This is a genomic window from Lonsdalea britannica (genome assembly GCF_002111595.1).
Taxonomy (GTDB): Bacteria; Pseudomonadota; Gammaproteobacteria; order Enterobacterales; family Enterobacteriaceae; genus Lonsdalea; species Lonsdalea britannica.
Genome location: NZ_LUTN01000006.1, coordinates 127,787 through 145,720, shown reverse-complemented (window position 1 = coordinate 145,720; position 17,934 = coordinate 127,787). Strand labels below are relative to the sequence as shown.

17 protein-coding genes are annotated in these 17,934 nt (G+C 53.0%); 16 read left to right on the top strand and 1 reads right to left on the bottom strand.

What is annotated here, in order from left to right; genetic code table 11:
* Positions 1-31: 31 nt before the first annotated feature.
* From AU509_RS07230 to potF, 3 genes are all read left to right on the top strand, one after another.
* A complete protein-coding gene (locus AU509_RS07230; RefSeq protein ID WP_208640010.1) occupies positions 32-904 on the top strand; it encodes a helix-turn-helix domain-containing protein in 873 nt (290 codons plus the stop codon).
* Between the two features lie 139 nt (positions 905-1,043).
* A complete protein-coding gene (locus AU509_RS07225; protein ID WP_208640009.1) occupies positions 1,044-2,528 on the top strand; it encodes an aldehyde dehydrogenase family protein in 1,485 nt (494 codons plus the stop codon).
* Between the two features lie 229 nt (positions 2,529-2,757).
* Positions 2,758-3,870: a spermidine/putrescine ABC transporter substrate-binding protein PotF gene (potF, locus tag AU509_RS07220; RefSeq protein ID WP_085652818.1), complete on the top strand. Its 1,113-nt coding sequence runs from the start codon at positions 2,758-2,760 to the stop codon at positions 3,868-3,870.
* Positions 3,871-4,105: 235 nt separating this feature from the next.
* Here the strand turns inward: potF and AU509_RS07215 are convergent, their stop codons facing one another.
* Positions 4,106-4,873 carry an SDR family NAD(P)-dependent oxidoreductase gene (locus AU509_RS07215; RefSeq protein ID WP_094118010.1) on the bottom strand — a complete coding sequence of 256 codons (768 nt, stop codon included), beginning with the start codon at positions 4,871-4,873 and terminating at the stop codon, positions 4,106-4,108.
* A gap of 1,522 nt (positions 4,874-6,395) precedes the next feature.
* On the opposite strand from AU509_RS07215, the gene AU509_RS07210 reads away from it, so the two are divergent.
* The 13 genes from AU509_RS07210 to AU509_RS07145 all read left to right on the top strand — a co-directional run bounded on the left by AU509_RS07210 (position 6,396) and on the right by AU509_RS07145 (position 17,887).
* Positions 6,396-7,280 carry a LysR family transcriptional regulator gene (locus AU509_RS07210; protein WP_085652816.1) on the top strand — a complete coding sequence of 295 codons (885 nt, stop codon included), beginning with the start codon at positions 6,396-6,398 and terminating at the stop codon, positions 7,278-7,280.
* 355 nt (positions 7,281-7,635) lie between these two features.
* Complete coding sequence (locus AU509_RS07200) at positions 7,636-8,172, top strand: hypothetical protein (RefSeq protein WP_094118008.1); 537 nt, start codon at positions 7,636-7,638, stop codon at positions 8,170-8,172.
* 1,023 nt (positions 8,173-9,195) lie between these two features.
* The gene (locus AU509_RS07195) at positions 9,196-9,822 is read left to right on the top strand and encodes an anthranilate synthase component II (RefSeq protein WP_176223463.1); all 627 of its coding nucleotides are present in this window, start codon (positions 9,196-9,198) and stop codon (positions 9,820-9,822) included.
* The gene (locus AU509_RS07190) at positions 9,823-10,500 is read left to right on the top strand and encodes a hypothetical protein (RefSeq protein WP_094118006.1); all 678 of its coding nucleotides are present in this window, start codon (positions 9,823-9,825) and stop codon (positions 10,498-10,500) included.
* Positions 10,497-11,057 (top strand): chorismate-binding protein, encoded by a 561-nt coding sequence (locus AU509_RS07185; protein WP_217809657.1) that lies wholly within the window; start codon positions 10,497-10,499, stop codon positions 11,055-11,057. Before AU509_RS07190 ends, AU509_RS07185 begins: the two co-directional genes overlap by 4 nt.
* Positions 11,017-11,823 (top strand): GNAT family N-acetyltransferase, encoded by an 807-nt coding sequence (locus AU509_RS18295; RefSeq protein WP_217809656.1) that lies wholly within the window; start codon positions 11,017-11,019, stop codon positions 11,821-11,823. The genes AU509_RS07185 and AU509_RS18295 overlap by 41 nt, the downstream gene beginning before the upstream one ends.
* A complete protein-coding gene (locus AU509_RS18290) occupies positions 11,820-12,980 on the top strand; it encodes an arginase family protein (RefSeq protein WP_094118005.1) in 1,161 nt (386 codons plus the stop codon). The genes AU509_RS18295 and AU509_RS18290 overlap by 4 nt, the downstream gene beginning before the upstream one ends.
* Positions 12,881-13,126 (top strand): chorismate mutase, encoded by a 246-nt coding sequence (locus AU509_RS18560; protein WP_244201048.1) that lies wholly within the window; start codon positions 12,881-12,883, stop codon positions 13,124-13,126. Before AU509_RS18290 ends, AU509_RS18560 begins: the two co-directional genes overlap by 100 nt.
* 32 nt (positions 13,127-13,158) lie before the next feature.
* On the top strand, positions 13,159-13,743 hold the full coding sequence (locus AU509_RS07165; RefSeq protein WP_094118003.1) for a type 2 periplasmic-binding domain-containing protein: 585 nt from the start codon (positions 13,159-13,161) through the stop codon (positions 13,741-13,743).
* A complete protein-coding gene (locus tag AU509_RS07160) occupies positions 13,733-14,920 on the top strand; it encodes an MFS transporter (protein WP_208640007.1) in 1,188 nt (395 codons plus the stop codon). Before AU509_RS07165 ends, AU509_RS07160 begins: the two co-directional genes overlap by 11 nt.
* Before the next feature lie 710 nt (positions 14,921-15,630).
* Positions 15,631-16,653: an NAD-dependent epimerase/dehydratase family protein gene (locus tag AU509_RS07155; RefSeq protein ID WP_094118002.1), complete on the top strand. Its 1,023-nt coding sequence runs from the start codon at positions 15,631-15,633 to the stop codon at positions 16,651-16,653.
* Between the two features lie 14 nt (positions 16,654-16,667).
* On the top strand, positions 16,668-17,183 hold the full coding sequence (locus AU509_RS07150; protein ID WP_208640006.1) for a cupin domain-containing protein: 516 nt from the start codon (positions 16,668-16,670) through the stop codon (positions 17,181-17,183).
* Positions 17,180-17,887, top strand: coding sequence for an SDR family NAD(P)-dependent oxidoreductase (locus AU509_RS07145; RefSeq protein WP_162896358.1), 708 nt, complete (start codon positions 17,180-17,182; stop codon positions 17,885-17,887). Before AU509_RS07150 ends, AU509_RS07145 begins: the two co-directional genes overlap by 4 nt.
* Positions 17,888-17,934 lie beyond the last annotated feature (47 nt).

The window sequence follows — 17,934 nt, the reverse complement described above, 5'->3', positions numbered from 1 at the left end:
GCGTTTTTTTCTAAAATCGGTTAGGTTCTCAATGAAAGAATCTACAATGGGATTAATTATGGATGATGGCATACGCACCCCTGAACGATTAAGCACGACCCCCTATTCCCCCGAAACGGCGAATCATCACACGCAGCAGGTGATGATGCGTTATTACGAAGCCTGGTGGCAACGCGACCTCGACGGGCTTCTCGCCCTCTACTCACCCACCGTAGAGTACAACGACTTTTTTCAAGGATGTCGCATCGCCCCCGAGGCGCTCCGCGACTACCTAAGCGCCTGTCTGTCGACGACGACGGAGGATACGCTTCATTATACTGACCGCCTGCGTGTCGATGGCGATACGGCAACCCTGCAATATCAGACCCCGCTCAGCGGCAGCGATAGCCAAGCCATCATCTGCTGTTGTGAGGTGGTCACGGTCTGCGACGGCGTGATTATTCGCGTCAACGAATACGCCTCGCTGCTTTCACAACCGCAAGGGAAAAACTCGCCGAGCGACCAGAACCACCGCGCGGCCTCGCAACGGCTGGGCTTGTCCGCCCGACAGCTAAGTATTATGGCCGACGACATCCAGCAATATTTCGCGCAGCACCGCCCCCATTTGAATGCGGAACTGAGTCTGGTTCAGGTCGCCGCCGCCACGGGTTACACCCGCAATCAGATCTCGTTTTTCCTCAATCACGTAATGGGATGCAGTTTTTACCAATACCTTAACCGGCTCCGTCTTCGTCATGTGTTAACCCAATGGGATGACGGTAAACATACCTCCAAACGCATCGACGATGACGCTAAAGCGGCCGGATTCCACTCCCTCTCGACCTTCTATCGCTGCTTTAGAGAGGAGACCGGACTGTCACCCAAATCCTATTTGCAGCAGAGAATCGCAGAAAACGCGGATTGACGTCACGCCTATCATCGGCCGCTCACCACGCGTTCGTGTCATTTTCTGCCGTTCGCCGCAACGGGCAACATCGCCCCATGGCGACTGACTGAGGCTTTTACCGCTGACCGGAACCTTCACCATCATCAGGGAGACAAACATGATGCATGACCAGCTTTACATCGATGGCCAATGGCAACCGGCAATACAAAGCGGCCGTCTTGCGGTCGTTAATCCCTCGACCGAAGCGCACATCTGCACGGTTGCCGCTGCCGGGCCTGACGATATCGAAAAGGCGGTAACCGCCGCCAGACGCGCCTTTGATGACGGTCCCTGGCCGCGGATGAGCGGAAAAGAACGCGCGGGTTACCTCCGCGCTATGGCGGACCTCTTGCGTCAACGTCAACATGAACTGGCCGAGCTGGAAGTCAAAGACAACGGCAAACCATTGGCGGAAGCCGTGTGGGATATCGAGGATGCCGTCGGGTGCTTCGAGTACTACGCCTCACTGGCCGAGGAACTGGATGACGAGGAACAGATCATTCCCCTGCCAGACCCCCGTTTCACCTGCCGTGTGGTGCGCGAGCCGCTGGGCGTCGCCGGTCTGATCATCCCCTGGAATTACCCCCTGCTGATGGCGGCCTGGAAAGTCGCTCCGGCGCTGGCCGCGGGCTGTACTGCCGTGCTCAAACCTTCTGAGCTGACGCCATTGGGTGCGCTGGAACTCGCCGCCATCGCTGACGCGGCTGGGTTGCCGGCCGGCGTCCTCAACGTCGTCACCGGTCTGGGCGGCGAAGCGGGCGCGCCCCTATCCCATCATCCGGGCGTAGACAAACTGGCCTTCACCGGCAGCGTGCCGACGGGCAGTGCGATTATGCAGGCGGCCGCGCAGGACATCAAAAACGTCAGTCTGGAATTGGGCGGGAAATCGGCGTTTATCGTATTCGATGATGCCGATATCGAAGCCGCCGTCGAGTGGATTTTGTTCGGTATTTTCTGGAATCAGGGACAGGTCTGTTCCGCGACCTCGCGCCTGTTGGTGCAGGAAGGCCTCTACGAACGTTTGATCGAGCGATTAATCGACGCTACGCGAAACATCCGTATCGGTGACGGTCTGCAGGAAGGCGTACAGCTCGGCCCGCTGGTCAGCGGCGAACAGTACCAGAAAGTGCGACAGGCGATAGAACTTGGTAAACGGGAAGGCGCGCGTCTGGTCTGCGGCGGTGAACGGCCCGCTCATCTGACGCAGGGCTGGTTTATTGAACCCGCCATTTTTGTAGACACTCCGCTGGAAAGCGCGCTGTGGACGGAAGAAATTTTCGGCCCGGTACTGGCCGTTCGGCGCTTTCGCGATGAAGAAGACGCGGTGAAACAAGCAAATGACAGCCGTTTCGGACTCGCCGCGGCGGTGATGTCGACAGAGGCAGAACGCTGCCGACGGGTCAGTCGGGCGTTACGCGCGGGCATTGTTTGGGTGAACTGTTCGCAGCCCACATTCACGCAGGCGCCCTGGGGCGGTTACCAACAAAGCGGGATTGGACGTGAGCTCGGCCGTTGGGGTTTCGACAACTATCTGGAAACGAAACAGATTACGGAATATGTCAGTGAAGAACCGTGGGGTTGGTATCTCAAGGATCAGGCGTAACGGCGTAACGCACCCTCTGATATTTGTTTTTCCTATTTTCCATTATTGACGAAATACCTTATAAATAATTAATTAAAACAATTACTTATGGTAAAATAAACGACACTCGCGCCCTTGGTATTTAAGGGGCCTGATTGCCCAAACCCTACAAACCGTCGTCGTGCAACGTTAAAAAATTCCGATCCTGCTCGTCAATGTTTCATTCGCTCCCAATAGGAGGAAGCAACGGATGTTCACCCTTTATATGAAAAGGTTTTCTAAAACGGTTGCGAGCTTGCTGATAGCCGTTTCCGCTATCGCGTCCGCGCAAGAAAAGATCCTGCATATTTACAACTGGTCTGATTATATCGCCCCGGATACGCTGGAAAATTTCCAAAAAGAGAGCGGTATCAAGGTGATCTATGACGTGTTCGACGCCAACGAAGTGCTGGAAAGTAAGTTGATGGCGGGCAGCACCGGCTTTGATCTGGTCGTGCCTTCGGACAGTTTTATGGCGCGTCTTCGCACCGCAGGCGTATTTCGCCCGTTGGACTGGAGTCGATTACCGAATGCGAAAAATCTCGATCCCGATCTGATGAAGTTGGTCGCGCAACACGATCCGGGCAATCAATACGCCGTCCCCTATCTGTGGAACACCACCGGGATCGGTTATAACGTCGATAAAGTGAAAGCCGTGTTAGGTGCAGATGCCCCGGTAGACAGCTGGGATCTGGTATTTAAACCGGAAAACCTGGAAAAATTAAGAAGTTGTGGAGTGTCGTTCCTGGATGCGCCGGAGGATGTTTTCGCCGCCGTGCTGAATTATCAGGGCAAAAATCCCAACAGCGACAATGTAAATGATTATAGCCAAAGCGCGGCCGATCTCCTGCTTAAACTCCGTCCCTTCATCCGCTATTTCCACTCGTCGCAGTACATCAACGATCTGGCTAACGGCGATATCTGCGTCGCTATCGGCTGGTCTGGCGATGTTTTGCAGGCAGCGCAGCGCGCAGAAGAAGCGAAGAACGGCGTGAATATTCGCTACAGCATTCCGAAGGAAGGTGCACAGGTCACGTTTGATACTTTCGCTATCCCAGCGGACGCGAAACATGTGGACGAAGCCTATCAGTTCCTTAACTACCTCATGCGCCCGGACGTCATTGCCAAAATCAGCGATCATGTGTTTTATGCCAGCGCCAATAAAGCTTCTTTGCCGCTGCTGAGCGACGAGGTGCGCAACAATCCGGGTATTTATCCGTCGGATGCCGTCCGCGCGCGGCTGTTTATCACCATGGACAAGTCACCCAAGCTTGACCGCGCTCGTACCCGCGCCTGGACGCGAGTGAAAAGCGGCGGAAAATAACGCCCGCCGTCCCGCCCTGCAACGCAACGTTCGAGGGTGGGCGCAGACTAAAGCAGCGCTGTCTCATCGCCAGCATTGCCGCAGAAGGCAGAAGAAAGCTCTTGCCTTCCGCGGCTCCTTACACAAGCTCTATATCCTCCACTCTCGATAACCGCGCATAAAAAAGCCTCGCTTCCCAAAGGGAACGAGGCTGGCGTCTCTCGGCGGTAACCCGTCAGAAGCGCGTCACGGTCTCTTATTGTGCGAGGAAACCGCCATCGATCGGCAGCACGGCACCGGTGATAAACGATGCCTCATCCGATGCCAGGAACAAAATCCCCCAGGCGATCTCTTCGGGTTTCCCCATGCGTCCCAGTGGATGCATCGCCACCACTTTTTCAATGCCTTCTTGGGTCAGACCCGCTACGGCCGGGGTATCGATCGTGCCCGGCGCGACGGCGTTAACGCGAATGCCTTTTCCCGCCAGATCTATCGCCAGATGCTTAGTCAAGCCTGACGCCACAAATTTGGCGGGGCCATAAACGGCCTGCCCCGGCTGTCCGCCCGCAGCGGAAATAGAGGAAAGGAAAACGATAGCCCCTTTGCCTGCTTTCACCATCTCGCTGGCAGCATATTTAGCCGACAGGAACATGCCGCGCGCATCAACGGCAAATGTTTCGTCCCACAGTTCAGCGGTCGCCTCTTCCAGAGTGGCTTCAGGAATAATGCCGGCATTAGCCACCAAAATATCAACTCGTCCAAACTCAGCGACCGTGGCGCCGATCGTACGGCGAATGTCATCTTCATGCCGTACGTCGCAGGCCTGTGCGATGACTTTATGGCCTTGCTCGCTCAGGTGGGCGGCAAGCGCTTTGACGCCCTCCGCATCCACGTCTGCGAGCATCAGCTGCGCGCCCTGCGAAGCAAAGAGTTCAGCCGTCGCGCGTCCGATACCTTTCGCCGCCCCCGTAATGATGGCAACTTTGTCCGCCAAACGCCGATCGTGATGAGTATTAACGCTCATGCTATCTCCTGTGATTTGCGTGTTTGAGTCACCAGAGGGAATGCATTCTGACGGCATTTCACCATCGTTCGCCTCGACGCCGTCGATGTTGGACACTGGACATGCTGAAAGGTCCATGACGATACGTTGCCCACATGAGTGAAGGCGTTCAAGCCCCTCTGGAGGGGGCTTCAGCATGCGCAATGCCTCTCTGACGACACGGTTCGCTGCGGAATGCATTCCCTATTTACTGCATACAACGACCTACAGTTTAGGTAGCGGATGATGATCTTGCATCGCGCCACCTGACTATCGTCCCGACAAACGAACAGTACGAAGGGGATACTTTCGCTGAGTGTTAGCCCTGTCCACCGGCAGGTCTGAAAAAACCAAGGCACATTCATGCCGTTGCTATGATGGATAATAGAAAACAGCCAATGACGTCTTCCTCTGCTGGAACGTGGACAGAAATGAAAGTCGACATCGTCGAATATGGAACGCTGAAGGGATCACTATGCTCTTGTGAGTGATATCTATTCATTGCTATTTAAATATAGTAGACATCGAACCTTTATCATGATGCTCAAAAAAACCACGCCAGTTTCTGAAAATAGAAAGGCGTGTTCCTGAGTGTAATAAATTCCATAACGCTGAAGATACGGTCTATTATCGATAATTTCATATCCTATTTTTACTCCATTTGTGATTAATAAACATTATTTGGGAAAACAACAACATCATTATTACGCCATTTATAATGTCATCAATAATCACCATAAATTGCCGCCTTGACATAAAGATACCTATCCTGGAGTTTCATCTATATCATCCTGAAAAAATAGAAAATATCGCACTATCTCGCATAACGAAAAATAAGACTCTCGAAATAAATGGTGTTAGCGCAAGATTCTCGCGACAAAACACATGTCGCCTGCTCAAGCGATCTCTTCGCCAATGCGACATCCTGACGTCTCCGGATATAAAACCACCGTGATATTGGCTGGCCGACACTCACGCCGCCGCGCACGCATTACGACAGGCGATATCGCCCCATAAGCACGGGCGCTGCGGCTCTCACGAAGTCAGCGATGTGCATTCTGCTCGGGCGTATGACCGCAGATTCCTGCTCTGCCACAGCGCTTGCCCATTAATTCAGAGTGGTGTATAGAATATAAAAGACAATTATTTTTAACTAAACAAAACATCAGGATATTCCCGAATGCCGCCACAAAATGTTGCTATCGAGATTAAGCACGGAGCGAAAGAGTACATATTGCATTATTTTTTGTCACTAAGTTGAGAATGATGAAATACCCCCCATGATTATTCTCACGATCATAAAATCCTTCAATAACACGCTGTCTATTAATCCTATGATAATGCAAGGAAAATACGTACACTAAATTTCGTCACCCGATGATACTGAATCACTATTTCATTCACTCTGGACACAGAAAAGTTCTGTTCTGGTTATACGAACAGATTTTCGTTTATATCAATTAGGAAGATAAGTTGTATTCACTGGAATCAACAGAGGTGGGATATGATTTTTTCAAAAAAAGTTGAGCATTTTATCGTCATATCGGAATTAGGCTCATTTAAAGCTGCAGCGGAACGCATTCATGTAACACCTCCCGCACTCAGTAAGAGTATCGGCGATCTCGAAAACTCTCTCGGATACCGGCTATTTAATCGTTCCAATTCAGGGATAAACTTGACGAAAGAAGGCGATTTCTTTTATCAACAGCTGCTGCCCGTCAGGGAGAACCTCGAAAATATCACCAAGCTGATCACCAAAAACACCAAATTTTTTCGTGAGCTGAAAATCGGTACGGATACCTACAACGACAGTTTCTATAAAATCATTTTTTCGAACTCAATCAAGAAAGGTATCGACCTTTTCTGCATGCAACATTCCTATGCCGAGTTCAAAAACAAGCTGTTATCGGAAGAGATCGACTTCTTCATCTCCTCCTCCCCGAAATACGTGGATAATCTTGAACGTATTGCCTGTATTCCGCTCATGAACAACAGCTGTACACTCATTAGTGCTCAAAAAGTGATTGATAAATATGAAAATGTCATGACCCTGATCGTGAATGAAGATCTCGTCGCCCACTCGTCGATGTTGTCTCACCCTATTCTGGAAAAAACCATCCAGCACCGCAGAATGGAAAATACCCGCGCCAGAGTCCATGTTTTCCCCGACTTCTCGCATGTCGTCGAATATCTCGCTGCCGGGAAAGGTTATTCCTTCTCTTGCTCTTCTTTTATGAACTTTGAAATCTCCCGGAACATTCCCCTGGCGACTCGGCCTCTTTTTCTTAACCAGCCCGCTGAGATGTCGCATATTTATTATTTAAAGCGAAAGGAGGAAGAGCTGCACTACTTCATTCAGCTGATCAAGGAGTGCCATAACGTCACCTGATGTTTTCCCTTCTGGGTGCCATCAGTGGTTCCAGCGGAGTCGAAGGATCGCGGAGAATAAATGGGAAACCCGTCAATCGCGTTAAGCAGGTATTGTCGGGGTCGATCATCGCCTGCTCACGGCCCTGCAAGCTGACATCACAAGACGCAGCCAATATCGCCATACTGTTCATCGGCGGGACGTCACGTGGCGTCAAACTCGAGGTACTAATTGGTTGGGGCATCGATATTGATGAAGCTCGCTCGTGTGCCTTTTACGGAATTCTGCTACTGTTCAGTCAGCATTGCTACCGCGTCAGGTCCCGACGCGTGCCCATAACAATTACCCCGCCGATTCGGCGCTGACAGGAGTTTCCATGAATCGGATTCGCACCTTACTGTTCTTGACGGCGCTGTCCGCCAGTGTCTGCCCCCCGTCGTTCGCCGCTGAGATCAATCCCATACTCGTCGCCGCTGAGTCAGAGACCGACGCTCAGCTCGCGAAGGCCCATCCCAGTGAACTTTATCAGTATGCCCAGCGGCTCTATGAAGCCGGTGACCGAGATAAAGCCGTCACCTGGTTCTACATCGGTCAACTGCGCTTTCGCTACTATTTGCTGGCGAACCCCAACCTTCCGGCAGACGGCGAGCCTGCGCTAATGGCTTCTCTCAACGCTACGCTGGGCCAGACCATCAACGAATGGGCCGGAGGCTCGCCCAAAAACTGGTATGCCTCTATTCAGCAGGCGCTGGCGTGGGACGCATCCCACCCCAACCCCGTGACGCCAAAGGCCCGGCACGCCGCCGAATTGCAGAAGGTACGCGCAGGATTAGAGCAACTGGGTGACTATATTCACCACAATGAAGCCGAAATTCGCGCCAAACGCCAAGAAGCCGGACTGGAAAATCGCTGACGGCACAGCAAGACAACGTTCATTAACGCCCGAAAATATCGGGCGCTATCTCTATCGCGCCAGCAGCCTTTGTGTAGCGTCAACCCTGCGAGGGTTGACATACCTCCGCTGAAACGGCTTCAGCCACGCTCTCCAGCTCATGACTCAACGACTTATTGACGTGTTATCCCGGCTTGGACTCGTCCAGCGAACAGGGATCTCTCTTTTCGTTTATGCCAGACCTCCATTTCTTACTCAGCATCGACTATCGAATCATTTTCAATGAGTAAGCCCTTTGGGCTGCATATTTTAACTCCCGCCTATTCACCCATATTCCGAGACTATGCCGCTTTCAGTTTTATAAAGAAGAAACAGCTTTTTTTAAGAAAAAAAAGGGGACTAATATCACGATGTGTTCTCCCCTGAGCAAGATAAATTAATCGATAAAAAACCAAATATGAATAATCAACGCTCTCGACGGGCATTGTTTTATCTAATCTTTTTTATAATATTCCTTCCCGATAACCTGCTCACCGAATATCTCTATCCATGACGAAAGAAATGATACAGACATAATAATTATTCTTTTTTATCAGCAATTAATAACATTCTGTTTTCCGGATTATTTTTACACATAGGATATCTATACCGAACAATAAAACTGACTTATATTCTAGAAAAATCCTCATTCCTTACATAATAAAAAATAACTATAAATAAGAAATTTAAAAGAAAATCAACAGGAAAAACACTTTTTAATGGAAGCTTGTTGATTCCCATACCATGTCAAAAAAAATTATTTCCAGCACAGTTGAGAAATAATGCAAAAAGACAAAACAAAAGTGGTAAGGTAATTAAGCCATCTGGAGATGGGTAAAAATCACGAATGATTTATTCAAGAATAAAAATTTGGCATCACATCACTTTTAAAGCCCATCATTTAGAATAAGACGAACCTAATACGGACCGTCTTAGGCAAACAGCGCGGAGCTAGTCTGTCCAAACTGATAGCAAGCCTTTCCTATCTTCATGGAGGAATATTCGATGCTTCATCAGAAAAACATTCTAATTATCGATAACTTCGACAGTTTCACGTTTAATATTGCGCAAATGATCGGCGAGGTGAATGGGCAAGAGGCTATTGTATTGCCAAACACCGTCTCCTGGCGTGAAATTCATAAAATCCCCCATGATCGTATCATCCTTTCCCCCGGCCCCGGCACGCCGTATCAGCGACGAGATGTCGGCAGCTCAATGGACATACTGTCGTATGCCGAGGTACCGGTGCTCGGCGTCTGTCTCGGTCACCAATGCCTCACGTTGCATCACGGCGGCCGCGTCATCGCAGCGCCAGAGCCTATGCACGGCCGCATTCGGCGCGTCCATCATTACGGCACCCCATTGTTCCGAGGCATCCCCGAAACTTTCGACGTCACGCGATACCACTCTCTGGTGGCCGACAGCGCCTTGCCAAGCGCGCTGGAACTCATCGCAGAGACGGAAGACGGGATCGTCATGGCGCTACGCCACCGCATCCTTCCTCACTGGGGCGTCCAGTTCCACCCGGAATCCATATGCTCGGAGTATGGCCGTGAAATCTTCAGCAACTTTCTTTGCGACGCCATAGCCTCTCCTCAGCCCCAAAAACAATTCAACACAAGGACGGCTTGAATGTTTAGTGTTAACAACGGCGACCCCGCGTTCACTTCACCGACAGCTTACGCGCTGCTGTGCGACTCACTGCCGCTAACCGTCGACGCCGAGGACGTTTTTGTGCACGTCTACGGCCACAGCGACTATGCGTTCTGGCTGGACAGCAGTCTCCTGGCCCCCGGTCTGTCGCGCTGGTCTTTTATGGGCGACCTCTCCGGCCCCGACGCCAACGTCACACTCTTTGATGCCCACCGGCAGGCGGTTCAGGTGAGACGACCCGCCGTTTGCAGTGAAGACTCGCTGACGCTGTCTATTTTCGACTATCTGGAACGCAGCCGATCCGCGTGCGCGCTCGACAGACGACAAACGCGACCCGACATCCCATTTCTTGGCGGCCACGTCGGCTATTTCGGCTATGAATTAAAAAGCCTGACCTGCAATGTCCCGTCTCCTCTATCCCCTTATCCCGACGCCGCTTTTCTGTTTTGTACGCGCTTTCTGGCGTTCGATCATGTCAAAAAGCATCTTTATGTCGTCGCCCTTTACAACCCGCAGGAAGAGGACGCGGCGCGTATCTGGGCCAGGGAAATGAAAGTGACGTTGGATACTTTACCGACCGCTCCGCCCGTGGCGGGAGGAGGCGCTGACAGTGCTCCGGTGAACTTCGCGCTTCGCCAGGGCCGGGACGCTATATAGCGAACATCGAGCGTTGTCTGGAACAGATCACGGCGGGGGAAACCTATGAAGTTTGCCTGACCAATGACATTTCCGCGCAGGTGCATGTCGATCCGCTCGACCTGTACCGCCGGCTGCGTCGTCGCAACCCCGCACCGTACGCGGCGTATCTCCGCTTCGGTGAACTGGCGGTGGCCTGCTCATCCCCCGAGCGCTTTCTTCGCATCGATCGCGACGGCATGGTTGAGACTAAACCCATCAAGGGAACCGCGCCGCGGGATAAAGATCCCGCTCGCGATGCCCGTATTGCGGAAACGCTACGTCTGGATGAGAAAAGTCGCGCCGAAAACCTAATGATTGTTGACCTGATGCGCAACGATCTTGGCCGCGTCTGCGAACCCGGCAGCGTCAACGTCCCTAGCCTGATGCATATTGAAAGCTATCAAACCGTTCACCAACTGGTCAGCGTCATTCAAGGTCGCCTCGGCGCCCACGAGACCCCGCTGAGCTGTATCGCCTCATGTTTTCCCGGCGTCCATGACCGGTGCGCCGAAGATTCGCACGCTGGAAATCATTGACGCGCTGGAAGAAGCCCCGCGCGGCGTCTATTCCGGCGCCATTGGCTATCTTTCCCTGTCGGGAGAGGTGGATCTCAATATCGTTATTCGCACCATCGTCTGTACGCCGAATCGCGTCTCAGTCGGGTGCGGCGGCGCCGTCGTCGCGCTTTCCGATCCTGTCGCTGAATTCGACGAAATTCTGCTGAAAGCCAGGGCACCGCTCGCCGCTATCGCCGAATCCGTCACCGGCCAGACTGATGCGCCTTTCACCATTGCAGGTGAATCTAGCGACGCGGCAGGCTCCCCGGCAGATGAGCCGAAGCTGCGTCTGGCTGAACCAAGCGATGCTCAGGCGATGACGGACGCGGTATATCAACTGCTGCGGGAGCTGGGCGGACCGGGGCCGCAGTTTTCCCACGATGGCGCCCGTCAGGCCGCGATTCGCATTACCGCCGCTCCCGATTTGGGCTTTGCTTACGTCGTCGAACTCCCCGGCAGCCGCGCGATTATCGGACTGGCGACCGTATCCAGAGTGCACGCGATGCGCGCCAGCAGCGAATACGGCATTTTGCAGGAGCTATGGGTCGATCCCAAATACCGTTCGGCCCGTTTGGGCCAACGGCTGTTGGAGGCTATAGACCGCGAAGCGCAGTCTCGCGGATGGCCGATGATAGAAGCTACGTTGCCGCTGGACGGCTATCCAGCCCTCGAAAAACTGACTCGATTTTACCAAGCTGCGGGCTACACCCGCGCCGGTCAGCGCTACAGGAGACGCCAGGGATGACGATGAAAACGATGCGAATTTATCAGGTACCAGAAACGGAACCGATGCCGGTCGCGATGCTGGGTACGGCAGACGGCCGTTTCGTTCCCTCCAAAGAAGTGTCTGAACGAACCGCCCTCCTCTGCGACGGACTGCTCCGCCAGCCGGGAACCTCCTGCGCGTCGCCGTCTCTTGAGGAGATCCATGCGGCGAAGAGGACGCTGGCAGCGCTCCTACCGAAACTCCATCATCCGGACTATCTGGATGGACTGCGCAACGTCGAGCCGCCGCGGGATCCGACTCACGCCAGGGCGCTGGCGCAACGCTATACCGCACCGGGCATCATGCATAACACGCTGCTGGATAATTTCTGCTATCCCCGCGCGGAGGCTTCAGCCTTGGTCAGCCTGCTTGCCGCGCGTGGTCTGACGCAAGGCCACGCGGACTATACCTATGCGCTGTGTCGTCCGCCGGGTCATCATGCCGGGAGGACCTTTCTGGGCGGCTATTGTTTTCTCAACAATGCCGCCATCGCCGCACGGACGCTGGCTGACGAGGGCCTGTCACCCGTCTGCGTTATCGACATTGATCATCACGTCGGCAACGGGACGAGCGACGTACTGGCTGATCATCCGGATATTCGTTTTTACAGTCTGCATGCCTTGAGCGAAGAGACTTTCCCTTATCAGCACGCCATCGCGCCAGCCCACCCGACGCATCGCTATACGGGGTTTACAACGCCCCCCGATGCGGCCGCCTATCTGGCGGCGTTGGATGACGCCGTAATAGACGCCGTCTCGTCGGGAGCGCGTTCGCTGGTTGTCAGCGTCGGTTTCGATATCATTGAGGGCGATCCTCACGGTATCTGGCAACTTTCACCCGAGGTGTTCCACGCGATTGGCGAACGTTTTGCCGCAGCCCATCTGCCCATCTGCTTTGTGCAGGAAGGCGGATACCACATGAACGCCCTGTCCGACTGCGCCTTTGCGCTGGCTGACGGCGTTTGTGCGCCCGCCGCCCAGCGCCCCCCGGTAAAACAACCCAGTCCGCTTGAGGGTTGGAGCCCTTCCGCGTCCAAATCAACGAGCTGGACGACGCTATTATCAATCTCATCGCTCGGCGTATTGATGTGTGTACCCAAGTCGCCGCATACAAGCGCACACATGATATCCCGATGATGCAACCGGGACGGGTAGACGCCGTGAAACAGCGCTGTGCAGAGCGGGCAGCCCGTCATGGGCTCGACCCCGAATTTGCGGTCGCACTCTACGAACGCATCATTGATGAAGCGTGCAGGCTGGAAGACACCATAATCAAAGCCTGAACGCCTTGCGCCACCACAGGGAAGCTTGAAATATGATACGTATTTACACGCTGGGACCCACCGGCACCTGCCATGAAAATGCCCTCCGTAACTATCTGCGTTACCAGAACGTGACCGAGGCGGAGATCATCCTGGTCGACGATCTCGTCGCCGCAGGCCAGCAGGCCGTCGATGATGGCGATGCCTACCTGCTACAGTGCAGCGCTCATCATCAGGTGCATATAGTCACTGAGCGCTTTCGCGAACGACTTCCGGTCGTGGATACATTTATTTTCCCCACTCAACCCCTGGCGTTGCTCAAGCGCCGCGACGTCGAACACCCGCGCCATTTGGCCCTACCGGAACCGACACTCGGCTATATCAATCCCGAAGACTGGAATGAAATTATTCTCGAAACGTCCAAACCGGTGGTGGCGGCGAAACTGCTGACCGGCGAGTACGACGCAGGACTGGCCTACACCTTTGTCGCTACCGAGAATCCCGATTGTATCGAACTGTTGGAAACCTTAGGCGAGGTGGTCACGACGTGGTTGCTTTACGGTCCGCGGCCGCGCTATCGGGGATCGATAATCGCCATGCCGTATCCCGAACTGAACGCGTCGCCGCATGTCTCCTGACTCTCACGCGCATTCCGGCGACGCTATGCGCGTTCGGCTGCTGCCGCAGGCATTAACCCTGAGCGCGTTCGCCATCGGTCTGGACACGTTCGTCGTCATCGGCGCGCTGCACGAAATGGCGAAGGATCTGGCAGTCTCTCCCGCAACGGCCGGCAGGCTGGTGTCCATTTCCGCATTCTGTTACGCCGCCTTTGCACCGTTCAATGCCTGGTGGTTCCGCTCGTGGCCGCCTCAGCGGGTGCTGCTGCTCTCTCTGGTGTGTTTTATCGCGGGCAATGGTTTGAGCGCCCTCAGTCCAACCTTCAACGTCCTGATTGCAGGGCGCGTTGTGTCTGCCTACGGCGCCGCCATGTTTACGCCGACCGCGACCACATTGGCCGCCCAGCGCATGCCTTCGGGACGCAAAGGCGTCGCATTGGCGCTGATCTTCGGCGGCATGACAATGTCGCAGGCGCTGGGCGTGCCGCTGACCACCTGGATTTCGCACGCCCTGAACTGGCGCTGGGCGTTTTACTGCGTCGTATTCTTCGGCCTTGTCGCGCTAGCCCTGCTATTCATCCTGTTGGAACACCGCGCTTCCCGGCCTGACCCCACCACCTTATGCGTCACCCAGAAATCGCGCCGTTTTCCGCCCGCCATTTGGGGGCTGTTCTGCGTCACATTGCTGGTCGTCACATCGGAGTTCATCGTTTACGCCTACATCAGCGTAATACTGGCCAATACGCGGCTTGGCGATATGCCGGTGTTGCCACTGGTGCTGATGGCCTACGGCATCGGCTCGGTGATCGGCAATATCGCCACAGGGCTGTTGACCGATCGTTGCGGCCCCGCCAGCGTTCTCAGCAGCGTCATCGTCCTGCAAACCGCCGGGCTTATCGCTCTGGTCCTGCTGCGGGAGTCCGCCGTCGCGGCGCTCGCGATCGGCGCAGGATGGGGCATCGTCAGCTATATGTATCTGGTTCCCATTCAACACCGGCTGCTGGGACTCGCAGGCGCGGCGTCCCAGCAGGTGCTGGCGCTCAATAGCTCTGTTATCTATATCGGCATTGGCGTCGGAAGCGGAATGGGCGGGGTGATCATTTCGCAAAGTGGGGTTTCTATGCTGGCGCTGATTGCAGGCGTCATCGGGATCCTGGCGCTTATCCCCACGGGAGTTGTGATGCGTAAGCCCCCCTGACCACAGAACTCACGCGAGCGGTATACCGTTAAACAGCACTGACACGTTCAGATGTAAGATTACCGTCCTTGAGACGGATAAATCGTGGGCATGCTGTCTCCGAAGTTATTCCCTCGCCCGCCGATGATTTCTTATGGCATTCTCAGGCCCAAAGTACTGTGTTGTGAATATAATGGGTTATGTAGAAGGCAACAAAGACATAAGGAGATATCGGTGCCTAATCACTACGCCATCGCACTGGTCGAATGAAATCCGCAAATATATATTAATAAAAAATAGAACCCAGCACTCGACCGCTCCGCTCCTTAAATTGAAAACGTTATTTTATTTTTTATCAATTTAATATACCTATTTCACATAAACTTTATTTATTAGCTGATAACAAGACCTTTAAATTCCACTCACGTTTATCCTATTCTTACACTCTCCGCATTTAACCTCACACCCAGAGACAAAGAGCTGGTAACGCCCCTTTTGAAGCACTATTGAAGCCTTGCCAGCAATTGATCCCGTTGCATTCATTCAGATAAATCTGATACCCATAAAATAAGAATCAGCCATAAGATAAATTTATTGACATTAGAAGGGCTGGCCACGCGCCCTTGTCTGCATCAACTCTTTATTACGCCTTCATTTTTACCATCTTGAAATACTGCTTATTTCAAGACATCACTCATAGATATCTATCGAGAATAAAATTGAGGTTAAGCATGAATATTTTAATTACAGGAAGTAGCGGAAATCTTGGTGCAGCCTTATCAATTAAATGCAAAGAACGAGGATTTAACGTTATTGGATTTGATAAGCGCCAATCCGAAAATACCGATATCATCGGTGACATCACAGATAAATCGTTAATTGACCGGTGCATGAAAGACGTAGACATCGTTTTTCATACTGCGGCACTCCATAAGCCACATATTGCGACTCACCCCCACAGCGAATTTATCGAAACCAATACTTTAGGGACTTATAATTTATTACAAAGCGCCAAAAACCATCACGTTAAATCATTTATTTTCTCTAGCACGACTAGCGTGTATGGCGACACTCTGTCACCGGAAGCCCATTCGCCCGCCAGTTGGATCGATGAAAGCGAACGGATCCTGAGCAAAAACATCTACGGAGTGACTAAGCTCGGCGCTGAAGAACTCTGCCGCATTTTCTCTCGGAATTATCGGCTCAACTGCGTTGTACTCAGAGTCTCTCGATTTTTCTATGAAGATGATGATAATCCCGACGTCCGCAACACCTTTTGCAACGACAACGCCAAAGTCAATGAATTGTTATATCGGCGAGTGGATATCGAAGATGCGGTGAATGCCCATTTGGCCGCAGCCCTCACCTACCAGCCCAAGGCTCACTTCGACACGTTTATCCTAAGCAGCAGCACCCCGTTCAACAAAGAGCACTGTCTGCGCCTCAATCAAGATGCGGACGCGGTCGTCGGCTTATTGTTCCCTCATTATCGCGATATCTATGACTCGCTGGGCTGGCGCTTGTTTGATCGTATCGACCGGGTGTACGTCAACCAAAAAGCTGTCCGGCTGCTGAACTGGAAACCCAAATACACATTCTCGTATGCCCTTGACTGCCTGGCGCGCAATCGCCCGTTCCGCAGCGCTCTGGCTGAGACCATCGGGTGGCATCCTTACCACGAGCAGGTATTTAAAGACATGCCTTATCCGCTAGATGCGGCTTCGACCAATACACGACAGCTACATGCGCGCTAACCAGGAGAACAGCCATGTCCACTATGACCACGAAAATGCTGATTCAAAAGCTGTCGCTGAAAAAACATGACGAAGGCGGCTACTTTAATGAGACGTACCGCAGTCAGGAGCGGATAAAGACCCTCCGGGAACACAATGATGGCCTAAGACACCTGTCGACCTGCATCTACTATCTTCTGACCAAAGAGAGTCCTATCGGTTACTTCCACAAAAATTTATCGCCGATCATGCATTTTTATCACTCAGGAGGACCGTTAACTTATCGTTTTATCCACCCTAACGGCACGACCGAAGAGCATATTCTGGGTCCTGATATTGAACAGGGACAGACGTTGCAACTGATAGCCGATGGCGGCGTCTGGAAATCGACAGAACTCTCAGCCGATGCCGAATACGGGTTAGTCAGCGAGGTCGTGTTCCCTGGATGGGAGATCTTCGATTCCGTCATCGCACAGCAGGACGATTTGCTGGCCGCATTTCCTCAACTGCAATCCTGGATACAGCGTTACAGCTACGGAGGTCGTTCATGACTTCATCCATTGTCATCACTGGCGCGTCGCGCGGGATTGGGAAAACGCTGGCGACCCGCTTTATCCGGCAAGGGAAGTATGACCTCATCGCGATAGTACGAAACCGCGAAGCCGGTCAACGGTTACAGCGCGAATGGGAAAGTCTGTCTCCGACATGTCGCATCACACTGCACGAAGCGGACTTGTCGGATAGCGAGGAAGTGACTTCACTCTGCCGAAGGCTCGAGAACGAACCTAATATTGAAGTATTTATTAATAACGCGGGAATATTTCACGGCGGGACCGAGGCGATCACGCCTACGCAGTTGGCAGAACTGACCGCCATCAATTTTCTTGCGCCGGTTCAGCTTATCCAGGCAGTGCTGCCTGCCATGAAAAAAAAACGGGCAGGCTACATCTTTAATATCATCAGCAACTCGGCGCGAAGAGCGTTGCCCGGCATTGGCGCTTACAGCGCCTCTAAACATGCGCTGCTTGGCTTTTCCGAATCACTGATGCTGGATCTGCTGCCGTATAACATCAAGGTCTCCAACATCAACCCCGCCTTTGTCGACACGGATATGACACGCGATTTTCCTGGTGTCATGGCGGAGGACAAAATTCAGACTGACGATGTGGTGAACTGTGTCCAGTTGCTGCTGTCTCTCTCGCCTGGCGCCATTGTGCCCAATATAGATCTGGAGTGCTGCCGTTTTCTACGCTAGCTTTTTGCCTCACGCCGGTCAGGACTTGCTTCGATTTTCCTGACCGC